A 13568-nucleotide genomic window follows, 5' to 3' on the forward strand; every position below is an offset into this window, starting at 1 on the left:
AACCACCCCGGGTTTACCGGAGAGTAGAACACTCCAAGGATTAGCCCTATGTCAAAGCCGAGATTCACCCCTGCCTATCCGGCCGAGCTTCGCGAACGCGGTGTTCGGCGCGCTGAACGGCTGAGGCCCGCCCGGATGGCGCGCCATGAAAGGAGCGAGGCCAGGAGCCGAAACCCTTGCCTCCGACCTGATCCCTGTCGACAAAGCGAGCGTGAATGCCGTGGAAGCGCTGATCGTATCGCGTGACGTTGATCCGGGGGAGATGGAAGTGCGCCGTGCCCTGCCGTTGACCAAGCGGCAGATGGTGGGGCCGTTCATCTTCTTCGACCAGATGGGACCGGCGGAGTTCCTGGCTGATCCTCGGTCAAGTCAGAACGTAGTCCGTCGGGACCGGCACAGGAGGCAGGTCTGTCTCTCCCATGGCCGAGCGCAGATGGATCTCGATCATCGTTGCAAAGGCCGAGATCGGAAGACTGTTGGGTAACATCCCAAAAGGCTCTTCCAGCTCTTCGCCTAAGGCATCAAGGCCGAAGAACGTGTAGGCCACGAGCATGGCGGCAAGGGGCGTCGCCCAGCCCAGCATGTCAGCAAGGCCAAACGGCAAAAGAAAGCAGAACAGGTAGGCGGTGCGGTGAAGGAGCAGCGTATAAGCGAAGGGCAAAGGTGTATTGGACAGCCGTTCGCAGCCGACCAGGGCCTGGGTCAGCTGGCTCAGACTATCGTTCAAGCCGAGAGCCTCGACTGATCTTAACCGATCCTGACGAAGCAAGCGTCCGACCTGCAGGGCCACGGCATGCAGTATTCGATCCGCCGGCTCGGCAAACAGGGCCGGCTCGCCTGCTTGGCGCGCGAGTGTTTTCTGGCGCAACTGCCCGACCGATGCATGCGCGAACCCGATGATCGCTGTCAGGATTTCGCGGCGCTCAGGTGTCGTCTCGCTTCGCCGCTCGTCCAGAACCGCCGTTTGCCGGGCGATGTCCCGGGCAGACTGAATGATCTGACCCCACAGCTTGCGAGCCTCCCACCATCGATCATAGCAGGCATTGTTCCGAAAGCTGAGAAATACCGAAAGCGCGATCCCGATAAGGGTTAAGGGGGCCGGGTTGACCCCTGGCACGATCTGGGGTGCCTGAACATGTGCAGCCACAACGATCACGGACAGCAGCCCAACGGCAAAGAGCTGCGGCCAAGTGCGCAGGATGACAGAGCCTTTCAGCACGAAAAAGAGCGTGAGAAGACCGGGACGAGAGCGGACGATCATTGCACAGCACCATGCATGCCAAGAGGCCCATCTTTCATCCCGTCATGGGGTCGATCAAGAGCGGCCAACGGGTGTTATGGAGCACCCTGCGACTTACTTGGTCGCCTAATATTCCCATAACTCTGGGAAAATACGAACAGACTGCCTAAATCATCCGGTTGAAAGGGAGTACAGCTTTTCCAAGTACAGGCGACCACCAGTGCTGAGCTTCAGGAGCCTCACGTCAGCAGCATCGATCATTTTGGAGATCGAGATCGTGAACATGGTCCGCAATCGTTATTCCTGACTGAAACTACGTCCATTAGCCGATCGTGGCGGTCACGGCGCCGCACGCTCAAGATCCGGTCAGCAGCATGAGACGCAGCGTCGCGCTGCTGTTAGGGCCGCTACTCAGGCACCGAAAACCCCTTGAGACGGAAACCAGCGACATGAAGACCGACAGTTATTCTGCGAGGTGCCGCTGAAGGGCCACATTGGCGATGCGCTCTTTGTCTTGGTCTGTGCCTGCGCTCACCTGTAGTGGATATACCGGCGCACGGGCCTGTGACCGGATTGTTCGTTGGACTTGCTGGGGCTGTTCATCACAGCAGTCGGCGCGGCCATGACAGTCGCATTCTCCTTGCGCTGCAAGCGTCTGCCTTCGAAACCGGCTGGACAGCCCGGTGCGGCGCAGCTACGGTCTGGGTCAACACTATCCGTTGGGGCGTCCCGTCGCGGGGCTGAGAGGTGCAGTGCGCACCGACCCATCGAACCTGATCCGGGTCATGCCGGCGGAGGGAACGGATAGGCAGACAGTGCCGCCCGTTGCCGCATGACGTCTGCCGCCGCCCCCTGTCCATGCCCCGCAAACTTGAGAGGAGGGGCAGATGACACGGACGGTCTTGACCATCGCCGGTTCTGACAGCGGCGGGGGCGCGGGCATCCAGGCGGATCTGAAGACCGTTTCGGCTCTGGGCTGCTATGGCACCAGCGTGATTACGGCAGTTACTGCGCAGAACACCCGCAGCGTATTGGCCGTCCACCACGTGCCACCCAGCTTGATCCGGGCGCAGATTGACGCGGTGCTGGACGACATTGCGGTTCATGCGATCAAGATCGGCATGGTCGGATCCGCACCCGCCATCGTAGCCGTTGCAGCGGCACTGCGTGATTGCCCGATCCCCATTGTGCTGGACCCGGTGATGGTTGCCAAGTCCGGCGACGTGCTGATGGAAGCCGATGCATTCGGCGCACTGGTCCGCGAGCTGCTGCCTCTGGCCCATGTGCTGACGCCGAACCTGCCCGAAGCGGCGCGTTTGCTCGGCGATGCCCCGGCCGAAACCGAAGCTGCGGCCATTGCCCAAGGCATGGCCTTGCGGGCGCTCGGCCCGCGCCAGGTGCTCATGAAGGGGGGTCACGCGGCAGGCGTCCAATGCACCGATATCCTAATCGGCCCTGACGGCATGATCCGCTTTTCGTCCCCTCGCATCCGCACACGCAATACCCATGGCACCGGATGCTCACTATCCTCCGCCATCGCGGCGGGGCTGGCACAGGGATTGTCGGTGACCGATGCAGTGAGCCGCAGCCATGACTGGCTTCACGGCGCAATCCGGGCGGCGAATACGTTGTCGGTGGGTGGCGGCAACGGGCCGGTGCATCATTTCCACGCGCTGTGGCCGCGCATCCCCGAGCCCGTAGCATGACCATGACCGTCATTGGCGGCGGCGTGATGGGCCTTTGTATCGCCACCGAACTGGCCAAACGCGCCATCCCCGTCGCCCTCCTTGACGAGACCCCTGGCCCGAACGCCTGTTCATGGTGGTCCGGAGGCATGCTCGCTCCCTATTGCGAGGGTGAGAGTGCCGATGAGGCAGTAACACGCCACGGGTTGGGTGCCGCCGACTGGTGGCAGAACCAGGGGGTTCCCGTCACGCGAAACGGAACGCTGGTGGTCAGCCTGTTGCGGGATGCCGGAGCGCTGGCGCGCTTTGCCCGGCGGAGCCAGGGACACCGGACGCTGGACGCAGAGGGGACAGCCAGGCTGGAGCCTGATTTGGGCACCCGGTTCAGCCACGCCCTGTTTTTCGCATCCGAAGCTCATCTGGCCCCGCGTCAGGCTCTCGCGATCCTGTCCGAACGCGTGGGGCGCACCGCGATGGCGACCGGCACCGTCATCGACTGCCGGGGCCTCTCGGCGCGCGACGCGCTGCGTGATCTGCGCGGCGTGCGCGGAGAGATGGTGGTGATCCGCTGCCCCGAAATCACCCTGTCCCGCCCCGTCCGCCTGCTGCATCCCCGGATCCCGCTTTACGTGGTGCCGCGCGGCGACAGCGTCTTCATGCTGGGAGCCACGATGGTCGAAAGCGACCGGCGCGGCCCGCCTAGCGCGCGGGCGGTGCTGGAACTGCTGTCGGCCGCCTTTGCCCTGCACCCTGCCTTTGCCGAGGCCGAGGTGCTGGAATTGGGCGCCGACGCGCGTCCGGCCTTTCCCGACAACCTGCCCCGTATCCGCCGCGTGGGCGGGGTCATCCACGCCAACGGGCTTTACCGCCACGGCTTCCTGCTGGCCCCTGCCGTCGCACGCATGGTGGCCGACCACCTTCAACACCAGACCAGACCGGAGTTCATGGATGCGAATCACGATTAACGGCACCGCGCGAGAGACTGACACCACGACACTGGCCGCCGCCCTGACCGAGGCCGGCCTGACCGGCCACCTCGCCACCGCGCTCAACGGCACATTCATCCCAGTCGCGATGCGCGAGACCACGCCCGTCCACGACGGCGACGCCATCGAGGCACTGGCGCCGATGCAGGGGGGCTGAGGATGCCGGTCTTCTATGGCACCGAAATCGACAGTCCGTTGATGCTGGGCACGGCGGGCTATCCCTCGCCCAAGATCCTGACGGATGCCTTTGCCCGCTCGGGCGCAGGCATCGCCACCCTATCGTTGCGCCGCGAAGCCGGGGGCGGGCAGGGTTTTTGGGCGTTGATCCAGTCGCTAGGTGTCGCCCTGCTGCCCAACACTGCAGGTTGCCACAGCGCGTGCGAAGCCGTCACCACGGCCCATATGGCGCGGGAAGTCTTCGGCACCGACTGGATCAAGCTCGAGGTGATCGGCAACACCGACACGCTGCAGCCCGATGGCTTCGAACTGGTCGAGGCGGCGCGCATCCTTGCCTCTGAGGGCTTCAAGGTCTTTCCCTATTGCACCGAGGATATGGTGGCTTGCGAACGGCTGCTGGACGCGGGCTGCCAAGTTCTGATGCCTTGGGGAGCACCCATCGGATCGGGCATGGGGCTGAACAACCCTCATGGCTTGCGGGCACTGCGTGCGGCTTTCCCCGAGGTGCCGCTGGTCGTCGATGCGGGCATCGGACTGCCCAGCCATGCGGCGGCGGCGATGGAGATGGGCTATGACGCGGTCCTGCTGAACAGCGCCGTCGCCCGCGCCGGCGATCCCGCCGCGATGGCGGGCGCCATGGCCGACGCCATCCGCGCCGGGCGCGCCGCATACCTTGCCGATCCGATGGAGCGGACCGACATGGCCATTCCTTCAACCCCCGTGATCGGGCGGGCCTTCCTGTGAGACTGCCGCGATTTTATCCGATCTTTGACAGCGCCGAGTGGATTGCCTGCACCCTGCCGCTGGGAGTCCGCATGGTGCAGTTGCGCATCAAGGATCGCCCCGATGAGGCCTTGCGGCCCGAGATCGCCCGCGCCCACGATTTGTGCCGTCTGCACGGCGCAATCCTGGTGGTAAACGACCACTGGCAACTGGCGATCGAGCTGGGCTGTGGTTTCGTGCATCTGGGCCAAGAGGATCTGGACAGGGCGGATCTGCCCGCGATCCGCACGGCGGGGCTGCGGCTGGGCATTTCGACGCATGACGAGACGGAGCTGGACCGGGCCCTGGCCTGCAGGCCCGACTATGTGGCGCTCGGTCCGGTCTGGCCAACGATCCTGAAGCAGATGAAGTGGCACCAGCAAGGGGTCGAGAAGTTGACCGAATGGAAAACGCGGGTCGGCGACATCCCCCTCTGCGCCATCGGCGGGCTCACGCCGGACCGGGCACGGCTGGCCTTTGCAGCGGGCGCGGATCTGGCCTCGGCCGTGACCGACATCACGCTTAACCCTGACCCCGAGGCGCGCCTCCGCGAATGGCTGGAGGTGGCCGCATGAGGTATGCGCGCCAAACCGTCCTGCCGCTGATCGGCGATGCTGGCCAGGCCCGCCTTGCTGCGGCCCATGTACTTGTCGTTGGCGCGGGAGCGTTGGGGGTTCCCGTCCTGCAGTATCTGACCGGCGCGGGCGTGGGTCGCATTACCCTGATTGACCCCGACCACGTCGAGACCTCGAACCTGCATCGCCAACCCATCTATGGCCGCCATGTCGATGTTCCCAAGGCGCAGGCTGCAGCATTGGAGATGGCCGCGCTGAACCCGGACACCACCGTCATTCCCCTGATCGGGCGGCTGGATCCAGCCAATGCGCCGGGACTGGTAGCCGAGGCTGACACGGTGATGGATTGCGCCGACAGCTTTGCCGCGACCTATGCTCTATCAGATGCATGCCTTCAGGCGAGCCGTCCTCTGATCGCAGCATCGGTCCTGCGCAGCGAGGGTTTCGTAGGGGGGTTCTGCGGCACCGCACCCTCGGTCCGGGCCGTATTCCCGGACCTGCCCGCGCAGGCGGGCAACTGCGCGACGGCGGGGGTGATGGGGCCGATGGCGGGAATGATTGGCGCCCTGCAGGCGCAGATGGCCTTGGCGGTTCTGCTGGGGCTGGACCCCTCTCCCCTGGGGCAGATGATCCGCTTCGACGGCCTGCGTCCCGCCAGCTTCCGCTTCGACGGCGCACTCGAGCCCGCAAGCGGCCACCACTTCATCGCCGCCAGCCAGATGCGACCGGACGATCTGGCGGTTGAACTGCGCGGCCCGGACGAGGCTTCCCTGCCCTTCGTGCCCCATGCCTTGCGCCAGCCGCAAACCTTGCACCCGGTTGAGGGCCAACGCGTCGTCTTTGCCTGCCGCTCGGGCCTGCGGGCCTGGGCCGCCGCCGACCGCCTGCGCCGCAACTGGCCGGGCGAGATTGCTCTTATCGCCCTTGGAGATCCGACATGAAGCCCCTTGCCGTTGCGCTTGCCCTGTCTGCCACCCCTGCTACCGCGCAGGATCTGTCGCTGATGCTGGACTGGTTCGTCAACCCCGACCACGCACCGATCATCTTGGCGCAGGAATTGGGCTTCTTCGCGGATGCCGGTCTGGCAGTCGAGATCACCGCCCCTGCCGACCCGTCCGACCCGCCACGAATGCTGGCCTCGGGTCAGGTTGATCTGGCCGTGGGCTATCAGCCGCAACTGCATCTGCAGGTGCATGAAGGGCTGCCACTGACGCGCATCGCTACCTTGGTCGCAACGCCCTTGAACTGCGTGACGGTCATGGCCGAGGGGCCGGTGAAAAGGATTGCGGACCTGAAGGGCCGCAAGATCGGCTATTCGGTGCCGGGGATGGAAACGGCGCTGATGGCCGCGATGTTGGACCAGGCATGCCTTTCCATCACCGATGTCGAACTGGTCAATGTCGGCTGGTCGCTGTCGCCCGCGCTGATGACGGGACAGGTCGATGCCACCATTGGCGGATTTCGCAACTTCGAGATAACGCAGATGCGGCTGGAAGGTGCCGAAGGCCGCTGCCTGTTTGTCGAGGAGAACGGCATTCCCGCCTATGACGAACTGATCCTGCTGGCCAACCCGGAAACGATGGATCCTGACGCAACCGCACGCTTCGTAGCGGCCATGGAGCGGGGCGCCCATTACATCCTTAACCACCCGGACGCAGCCTGGCAGGTGTTCCGCGATGCTTATCCCGAACTGGATGACGAGTTGAACCGGCAGGCTTGGTCCGCGACCCTGCCTCGCTTTTCCCAAAGCCCCGGAGCAGTTGATCACGGCCGCTATGGCCGGTTCGAGGCGTTCCTGCGCGATGCAGGGCTGATCAAGGACGTGCTGCCGGTTTCGGCCTTGGCAACGGATCCCGGCGCATGAGGTATGGTAGCTGCTTTCCGCTGTGGCGGACCGGCGCGCCCGACTGGGACGCTTATGTCCATGCGCCCTTTGTGCAGTCGTTGGCCGATGGCAGCCTGCCCCGTGGCGCTTTCCTGACCTATCTGGCGCAGGATTACATCTTTCTGATCCATTTCAGCCGTGCTTGGGCGCTGGCGGTCACCAAGGCAGGCTCCCTGGCCGAGATGCGCGCCTGCTCGGCCACCGTCCATGCGCTTCTGGAAACCGAGACCCGGCTGCATGTCGACCTTTGTGGCCGGTCCGGGATCACCGAGGCAGACCTGGTCGCCACGGCCGAGGCGCCCCAGAACCTGGCCTATACCCGCTATGTGCTGGAGGCCGGATACAGCGGCGACTTCCTCGACCTGCTGGCTGCATTGGCGCCCTGTGTCCTGGGCTATGGAGAGATCGGCGCGCGGTTGCTGGTGGACAGCCACGATCCGGCCTATGCCGAATGGATCGCGACTTACGGAGGGACCGACTATCAGGCGCTCTGTCACGACACCGCCGCGCTGATCGACGGCGCGGTTGCAAGCCGGTTGGGACTGCGGGCCCATACCCTGCCCCGCTGGAAGCAGTTGCAAGAACGCTTCTCGACCGCCACCCGCTTGGAAGCCGCGTTCTGGACGCTGGCCCGGTGATCCGCTTTGCCGTGATCTTCGTGCTGCTGTGGCAGCTTGCTGTCACGGCTTTGCAGATCCCTCGCTTCCTGCTGCCCGGCCCGCTTGCGGTCGGGCAGGCCATAATCGAGGCACGAACGGCCTTGGCCCGGGCGGCCCTAGCCACCCTCGCCGAGGTCACCGCCGGCTTTGTTATCGGCGCGTGCCTCGGCATGCTGCTGGCGCTTGCCATGGGATTGCTTGCACCCCTGCGCCGCGCCTTGATGCCGCTGATGACCTTCAGCCAGACGGTACCGATCTTCGCCTTTGCGCCGCTGCTGACGCTGTGGCTTGGATATGGCATCTTCCCCAAGATCGCCATTGTCGCCTTGATGGTGTTCTTTCCAGTCGCGTCTGCTTTCCTGGACGGTCTGTCGCGGACGCCCAAGGTGTTTCGCGAACTCGCCGACAGCATGGGCGCTACGCCGCTGGAGACCATGCGGATCGTCCGCATTCCCGCCGCCTTGCCCGATCTTGCCAGCGGGCTGCGGATCGCCGCCGTCTATGCCCCCGCGGCGGCCATCGTCGGCGAATGGGTCGGCGGATCGCGGGGCCTTGGAGCGCTGATGATCCAGTCGAGCGGGCGCATGAAGATCGACCAGATGTTTGCAGCCCTTGCCGCGACGATCCTGATCGCCGTCCTGTTCAAGGCTGTTGTGTCACGTCTGGCCCTGCGGCTCGACCGGTATGCGGCAGGCTGATGCATTCATTTGACGCACCTTGGATTGCCATGTCGGTGACGATCTTGACCGACACCCGGACATGCGCCGCTGCCGCGCAATGAGGCGAGGCTTCGCCAACTGCTCAGTCTTGGTTTTCCACGGCGTTACCGCTACGATCTGCGCCAATCCGAGTGGCTGGTTTGTAAGAAGGGCCAGTCCCTGACTTGCCACCCACTCCAACATCCGTTCACCGCTCAGCCTCTAACGGGTGTTATGGAATGACAAGGAAAACTACGCCCAATGCTGAGTTCTCCGACACCGTCGATTAGAGAGCTGCAGTGCGATGATCTGGCTTTCTGGCTGAAGAAAAGCCGCACCAGGGTTCCTGTGCAGGACCACCCTGGTGCGTAATTACCGGGACCAGAGCCTTTGGGAACAGTCGGCCGAGAGGCGAAGAACTCGGAAACCACACACAAAAGCGGTCATGAGCCTCGTATTCGGCGAGAACGCACGCAATACGAGCGTCGATGTCCTCATCGGGCGCATCGGGTTTTTGGATATCGGTCATGGGATGATCCTCCGGGAGAGACGGGATGACAGGACGGCCGGGCAGCACTCTCCTCTTTGTCCACCGGGCTTGTTTCTCCCCCCAAAAGCTCTGCCTCTTGAGGCGGAACGATGGTTGTCACCGCAGCAGTACCGGCAATATCGGGGTGGGGGAGGACGGGGGTTGTGGATGGCACGCCCAGGGCTCACGGTAGGCTTTGCCTGCAGGCTCGGCTGAAGGCGAAGGCAGCTTGCGCTGCCTCCGACGAGTGCTATTCGGCAGCAACGGGTTGCGGATCGCTCTCCCCTGCCCCGCGACACTCGTTCTCGATTTCGCCGGTCCCCTCTTCGGGCGCGACACCGTCGGCATTGCCGACAAGAAACGCGGGCAAATCGACACTTTCGTCGTTGCCTACGCGCTCCGGCGCCGGCGCGTCCGCCGCCAAGCGCAGCGGTTCGGGCAGCCAGCCGGTGTCTGCCAGCAGACGCTCGGCCTCGCGGGCCATGTCAGGCTTCTTCAGATGACTGATAAGCTGGGCCGCGCCCTCACCCGCACCTTCGCGCACTGCCTCGAGGATGCGGGGCTTGGTCACACGGCCCAGATAGTTCTCGACCGTGGGCCGCCAGCCGGCCTCGACGAGATCGAGACCAGTGGCTTGGGCCAATCGGTTAGCCTCCCGAAGCCGCCGGTCGAGACCCTGCTGGCTCACGCCGGTGCCGCTATAGGGGTTCGGCCGCTCGACAAGCGCGTTCACGCCGAAGCTCACGCAATGGGCCAGCAGCGCCAAACGGCTGGGATCGTCCAGGCGGTCGATCCAAGACCAAAGCAGGTCGTCGTCCTCACTGTTGGGCAGGTCGGCTTTCCAGGCCGCATGACGCGCCTCGATGTTCTGCGCTGACGGGCTCTCGCCCAAGTCAGCGGCCTGTGCGGGGAAATGCACCGGGCGGACGGCGACTTCGAGTGCAGCGCCGGGCGCCCGGTATCCGAAGCAATCCAGAACCAGCCGGTGCAGGAGCGCGGTCAGCGCCACATGGGGGTGCATGGCCAGGGCATCGCGCAGCGCCAGCGTGCGATGCGCGGTCAGTTCGGAGACAAGGCGCTCGGGCAAGGGCTTGATGGCATCGGCCTCTTCGTCGTCTCCGTCTTCACCGGTAACCTGCTGCCCGTCGATCGTGATGACGGTGGGCCGGGCGGCCGCTCCGTCGCTGCTTCCGTCGTCAGGATTTCGCAATCCGTTGGTGGCGTCATCTTCGCCTGGTTCGGCGCTCGTCTCGTCCCCGGGCCGGACATGGCCGCGGTCGATCGCCACCGTTCCATCTGACCTCAGGCTGACAAAGACACCGGCGCGCGCCCTCTGCTCGGGCGTGAATAGCACGGGTCGTTCCTCGAAGGCCTCGAGCGCCGTCTCGATCTCGCCCAGGCGGCGGTCGATCTCCTCGGGCAGTTCCTCGGCCTCGGCGTGCTCAGCTTCCAACTGGTCGTATTCGTCGCGCAGGGCCTCACGCGTGGCGCGTTCCTCTTCGGTCAGGTCGATCGTGGTGCCGGCAAGCTGCCGCAGCCCGCGATCATGGCCATAGGGAAAGGACACCGCCACCTCCACCCAAGCCCAGCCTTCGGTGGCGATCACCTCGGCCTCAGCCTTCAGCTTGTCGGCGACCAGTCGGTCGAGCAGGGCCGCGTCCTGCAGCCAGCCGCCATCGTCACCCTCGAAGAGGTCGCGCAACACGATGCCGCCCGCCGCTTCATAAGCAGGAACGCCCACGAACAGCGCCCGCCGGTCGGAGGCCCGCACCGTGGTCTCGGTCAGCATCCGGCGGATGGTGTAGGGCTCCTTCGACCAGCTGTCCTTGATCGCCTGCCAGACCTGTTCCTGGCGGGCATGATCCTCGGTGACGGTGAACGCCATCAGCTGCTCGAGCGTCATGGCGTCCTCGGCATAGACCTCGAGCAGCGCCGGCGAGACTGCAGCAAGCCGCAGCCGCTGTTTGACGACCTTCACGTCGACAAAGAAGGCGGCGGCAATCGCCTCCTCAGTCATGCCGCTTTCACGCATGGTCTGGAAAGCCCGGAACTGATCGAGCGGATGGAGAGGGGCCCGTTCGATGTTTTCCGCCAGCGACAGCTCAGCCACGAGCACGTCGGCTTCCGTCCCGGTGCCCGAGACGATGCAGGGCACAAGGGCGGTCCTGGCCAGGCGCTTCTGGCTGACCAGCAGTTCCAAGGCACGGAAGCGGCGACCACCGGCGGGAACTTCGTACATTCCGGTTTCCGCGCCGTCCTCGCCCAGGACGGGGCGGACGTGCAGCGACTGGATCAACCCACGCCGGGCAATGGATGCGGCGAGATCCTCGACCGAGACGCCGGCCTTGATGCGTCGGACATTGGACTGGCTCAGCACCAGCTTGTCGAAGGGAATGTCGCGCGCGGATGCGAGGGTGATCTTGGGGATAGCTTTGGTCATGGGAACAATCTCCGCGACGGGCGCCGGGGAGCTTCTCTCCTTGGCTATCAACCCGTCATCAAATCCCCATCCCGCCTTTGCCTCTCGCTTCGCCGGAGCCGGGACCGCGCGCGGATCACAGCTTCTGGGCCAAAGGGCACAGATCTGATTGTGGCCGCTTCGCTCTGGGCGGCAGCAACGCTTTGCAAAGGAGCCCAGGAAGGGATCGATGCAGGTGCTTTGATGTCGGTCATGATGGGGCAGCCCCTGGTATTCGAGCTTAAACCGGTCCTTGCAGCCGTGGCGATCGCAAGGCTACCAATCGTCAACCGACCGCGACGTGGCGGTTACCTTTGTCTGTGTATGTGTAACGGGACGATCATGAAGAAGCCTGCCAAGGTTCCACCGGAGAAAGCCGCAAAGACCTTGCTCGTGAAGCATGCCTGCCCTGTACCGTTCCACACGGTGCGGACACGTTTTCTGGGCAATATCGCGACCCCGGAGATGTCGGTTTCTCCCTTGCAGATCATCAAGGACCTGTGGGGTGGTGAACTTCCCGCCTTCGACAGCATGGATGAGTTCAACGAACTGCTCGAGGTTTTGGTGCAGGGCTTGTGGAACGAATTGACCCAGCATCAGAAACGCAGCCAGCCTTTCCGGCTCACCCGCACGCCCATGGACGCCACGGCGGCTAATCTCGGCCTCTACGCCCGGATCCGCCTCGAGGAACTGGATGGCTTTATCGAAGGGCTCTTCAACGGGGAGGATGCCATCGACCTGCCCGAGCGTGCGCATGAAGCCGTTGGTCACCTTGGCGAGTTGCGCGCGATGATGGCCGGGCTCTGCGGCCTTGTTGAGCGCGAGCCTAAGGCCGATGACCGCACCAAGCTCGAGACGACATTCAAGCATCTGCGCGAGTTGACCCGGATCATGGAAACCGAGATCCACGAGGCCGTGCTGTCCTGCACCCGCGCCCGGCGGCAGATGCTTGAGGGCATTCCCTCCATCCGGCCGACGATCCACTGATGGCCCTATCGTCCGAGGAACGGCTCCGAGAGAAGCTGCGCAAGATCGAGGCGCTCTATGCGGGTGCTGCGACCCCGGGGGAGAAATCCGCTGCAGGGGCTGCGGCGGAGCGCATTCGGCGTCAGTTCGAGACGGCCAGCAGGAAGGAGCAGGCCGAGGAGTTCAAGTTCTCGATCACCGATCCCTGGTCACGTCAGCTGTTCATTGCCCTGTGCCGGCGCTATGGCCTCAAGCCGTTCCGCTATGCCCGCATGCACCGCCAGACCGTGATCGTCCGCGCTCCGGCCAGTTTTGTGAACGTGACGCTCTGGCCGGAGTTCGAAGAACTCAGCCGCGCCCTGACGACCCACCTCAACGACATCACCCGGAAGATCATCCACGACGAAGTGCACGAAGCGACCGAGGATGCAGAAGAAATCAGCGAACCGCGTCGGCTGCGCTGACATGTCTTTGGCAGCGCTGATGAAGCTGGCCAGCACCGCTCCTAAAAGATGGCGGCGCTGACCGCTTGATGAGGCTCATTCCCGCAGGCGGTGCGGGTCCGGCATCGGCGGGGGCGGGAGAATGTGCACCCGGCACGTCCAGGTTGGTGCCTTGCTACATGTTGCCGGCGACAGCAGGAGAACCAGGCTGGCCCACCTCAGTCTCATCGGTGAAACCGGAAGACGCGGGTACAGGCTGCTGCTCGTGCATCCAGTCGGCGGCCTGTTGCGCCTTGCTGGCAGCCGTGAAGAGGCCACGGGGATCCTCCGCCAAGACGCGCAGCCACGAGGCAAGGTACGCGGCATGATCAGGGCGCGGATGGTGGGCAATGCCTAGATCGGCAAGCACAAGCCCGCTAAGGATCTCGGCAATATATCCTGACAGTCCAGAGGAAAATGTCGGCTGTAAGGTAAAAGCCATCGGTTCCTTAAGCACTGCCAAGAC

Annotated in this window: 15 protein-coding genes, 1 pseudogene and 1 riboswitch; of the genes and pseudogenes, 12 read left to right on the plus strand and 4 right to left on the minus strand. The window is 64.3% G+C overall.

Translation table 11 applies throughout. The features are described 5' to 3' along the window. Positions 1–135 precede the first annotated feature (135 nt). Positions 136–352: pseudogene (locus tag Q5701_RS19250) on the plus strand (pirin family protein); the annotation flags it as partial. Between the two features lie 12 nt (positions 353–364). Here Q5701_RS19250 and Q5701_RS19255 read toward each other — a convergent pair. Then, the gene (locus Q5701_RS19255; protein ID WP_306752571.1) at positions 365–1261 is read right to left on the minus strand and encodes a bestrophin family protein; all 897 of its coding nucleotides are present in this window, start codon (positions 1259–1261) and stop codon (positions 365–367) included. Positions 1262–1950: 689 nt separating this feature from the next. Next, positions 1951–2057, plus strand: a riboswitch (TPP riboswitch). Between the two features lie 70 nt (positions 2058–2127). On the opposite strand from Q5701_RS19255, the gene thiD reads away from it, so the two are divergent. Genes thiD through Q5701_RS19300 form a run of 9 tightly spaced genes read left to right on the plus strand, consistent with a single transcriptional unit; the run spans position 2128 to position 8667 of the window. Next, on the plus strand, positions 2128–2946 hold the full coding sequence (thiD, locus tag Q5701_RS19260) for a bifunctional hydroxymethylpyrimidine kinase/phosphomethylpyrimidine kinase (RefSeq protein WP_306752572.1): 819 nt from the start codon (positions 2128–2130) through the stop codon (positions 2944–2946). After that, positions 2943–3890 carry an FAD-dependent oxidoreductase gene (locus tag Q5701_RS19265; protein ID WP_306752574.1) on the plus strand — a complete coding sequence of 316 codons (948 nt, stop codon included), beginning with the start codon at positions 2943–2945 and terminating at the stop codon, positions 3888–3890. The genes thiD and Q5701_RS19265 overlap by 4 nt, the downstream gene beginning before the upstream one ends. Continuing rightward, on the plus strand, positions 3874–4068 hold the full coding sequence (gene thiS, locus Q5701_RS19270) for a sulfur carrier protein ThiS (protein WP_306752575.1): 195 nt from the start codon (positions 3874–3876) through the stop codon (positions 4066–4068). Before Q5701_RS19265 ends, thiS begins: the two co-directional genes overlap by 17 nt. A gap of 2 nt (positions 4069–4070) precedes the next feature. Then, on the plus strand, positions 4071–4832 hold the full coding sequence (locus Q5701_RS19275; protein ID WP_306752576.1) for a thiazole synthase: 762 nt from the start codon (positions 4071–4073) through the stop codon (positions 4830–4832). Then, a complete protein-coding gene (locus tag Q5701_RS19280; RefSeq protein WP_306752577.1) occupies positions 4829–5425 on the plus strand; it encodes a thiamine phosphate synthase in 597 nt (198 codons plus the stop codon). The genes Q5701_RS19275 and Q5701_RS19280 overlap by 4 nt, the downstream gene beginning before the upstream one ends. Then, on the plus strand, positions 5422–6366 hold the full coding sequence (locus tag Q5701_RS19285; RefSeq protein ID WP_306752578.1) for a HesA/MoeB/ThiF family protein: 945 nt from the start codon (positions 5422–5424) through the stop codon (positions 6364–6366). Before Q5701_RS19280 ends, Q5701_RS19285 begins: the two co-directional genes overlap by 4 nt. Continuing rightward, entirely contained in the window at positions 6363–7289 is a 927-nt protein-coding gene (locus Q5701_RS19290; protein WP_306752579.1) for an ABC transporter substrate-binding protein, read from the plus strand. The genes Q5701_RS19285 and Q5701_RS19290 overlap by 4 nt, the downstream gene beginning before the upstream one ends. Then, on the plus strand, positions 7286–7948 hold the full coding sequence (locus Q5701_RS19295; protein WP_306752580.1) for a TenA family protein: 663 nt from the start codon (positions 7286–7288) through the stop codon (positions 7946–7948). The genes Q5701_RS19290 and Q5701_RS19295 overlap by 4 nt, the downstream gene beginning before the upstream one ends. Continuing rightward, the gene (locus Q5701_RS19300) at positions 7945–8667 is read left to right on the plus strand and encodes an ABC transporter permease (protein ID WP_306752581.1); all 723 of its coding nucleotides are present in this window, start codon (positions 7945–7947) and stop codon (positions 8665–8667) included. The genes Q5701_RS19295 and Q5701_RS19300 overlap by 4 nt, the downstream gene beginning before the upstream one ends. Before the next feature lie 286 nt (positions 8668–8953). Here the strand turns inward: Q5701_RS19300 and Q5701_RS19305 are convergent, their stop codons facing one another. Together Q5701_RS19305 and Q5701_RS19310 are read right to left on the minus strand one after the other, a co-directional pair. Then, positions 8954–9196 carry a hypothetical protein gene (locus Q5701_RS19305; protein ID WP_306752582.1) on the minus strand — a complete coding sequence of 81 codons (243 nt, stop codon included), beginning with the start codon at positions 9194–9196 and terminating at the stop codon, positions 8954–8956. Positions 9197–9446: 250 nt separating this feature from the next. Continuing rightward, the gene (locus Q5701_RS19310) at positions 9447–11636 is read right to left on the minus strand and encodes a ParB/RepB/Spo0J family partition protein (protein ID WP_306752583.1); all 2190 of its coding nucleotides are present in this window, start codon (positions 11634–11636) and stop codon (positions 9447–9449) included. Positions 11637–11996: 360 nt separating this feature from the next. Between Q5701_RS19310 and Q5701_RS19315 the strand changes: the two genes are divergently transcribed. Together Q5701_RS19315 and Q5701_RS19320 are read left to right on the plus strand one after the other, a co-directional pair. Beyond that, positions 11997–12641 (plus strand): hypothetical protein, encoded by a 645-nt coding sequence (locus Q5701_RS19315; protein WP_306752584.1) that lies wholly within the window; start codon positions 11997–11999, stop codon positions 12639–12641. Continuing rightward, positions 12641–13084: a hypothetical protein gene (locus Q5701_RS19320; RefSeq protein ID WP_306752585.1), complete on the plus strand. Its 444-nt coding sequence runs from the start codon at positions 12641–12643 to the stop codon at positions 13082–13084. Before Q5701_RS19315 ends, Q5701_RS19320 begins: the two co-directional genes overlap by 1 nt. Positions 13085–13238: 154 nt before the next feature. Here Q5701_RS19320 and Q5701_RS19325 read toward each other — a convergent pair whose 3' ends face one another. Continuing rightward, positions 13239–13544, minus strand: a complete 306-nt coding sequence (locus Q5701_RS19325) for a zincin-like metallopeptidase domain-containing protein (protein ID WP_306752586.1) — start codon at positions 13542–13544, stop codon at positions 13239–13241. Between the last annotated feature and the right edge of the window lie 24 nt (positions 13545–13568).

This window comes from Paracoccus actinidiae (genome assembly GCF_030863885.1).
Lineage (GTDB): Bacteria > Pseudomonadota > Alphaproteobacteria > Rhodobacterales > Rhodobacteraceae > Paracoccus > Paracoccus everestensis.

Bases quoted from the DNA above. Each gene is read 5' to 3' on its own strand.
- Q5701_RS19255 (WP_306752571.1), bottom strand. From the start codon at position 1,261: ATGATCGTCCGCTCTCGTCCCGGTCTTCTCACGCTCTTTTTCGTGCTG.
- thiD (WP_306752572.1), top strand. From the start codon at position 2,128: ATGACACGGACGGTCTTGACCATCGCCGGTTCTGACAGCGGCGGGGGC.
- Q5701_RS19265 (WP_306752574.1), top strand. From the start codon at position 2,943: ATGACCATGACCGTCATTGGCGGCGGCGTGATGGGCCTTTGTATCGCC.
- thiS (WP_306752575.1), top strand. From the start codon at position 3,874: ATGCGAATCACGATTAACGGCACCGCGCGAGAGACTGACACCACGACA.
- Q5701_RS19275 (WP_306752576.1), top strand. From the start codon at position 4,071: ATGCCGGTCTTCTATGGCACCGAAATCGACAGTCCGTTGATGCTGGGC.
- Q5701_RS19285 (WP_306752578.1), top strand. From the start codon at position 5,422: ATGAGGTATGCGCGCCAAACCGTCCTGCCGCTGATCGGCGATGCTGGC.
- Q5701_RS19290 (WP_306752579.1), top strand. From the start codon at position 6,363: ATGAAGCCCCTTGCCGTTGCGCTTGCCCTGTCTGCCACCCCTGCTACC.
- Q5701_RS19295 (WP_306752580.1), top strand. From the start codon at position 7,286: ATGAGGTATGGTAGCTGCTTTCCGCTGTGGCGGACCGGCGCGCCCGAC.
- Q5701_RS19305 (WP_306752582.1), bottom strand. From the start codon at position 9,196: ATGACCGATATCCAAAAACCCGATGCGCCCGATGAGGACATCGACGCT.
- Q5701_RS19310 (WP_306752583.1), bottom strand. From the start codon at position 11,636: ATGACCAAAGCTATCCCCAAGATCACCCTCGCATCCGCGCGCGACATT.
- Q5701_RS19315 (WP_306752584.1), top strand. From the start codon at position 11,997: ATGAAGAAGCCTGCCAAGGTTCCACCGGAGAAAGCCGCAAAGACCTTG.
- Q5701_RS19320 (WP_306752585.1), top strand. From the start codon at position 12,641: ATGGCCCTATCGTCCGAGGAACGGCTCCGAGAGAAGCTGCGCAAGATC.
- Q5701_RS19325 (WP_306752586.1), bottom strand. From the start codon at position 13,544: ATGGCTTTTACCTTACAGCCGACATTTTCCTCTGGACTGTCAGGATAT.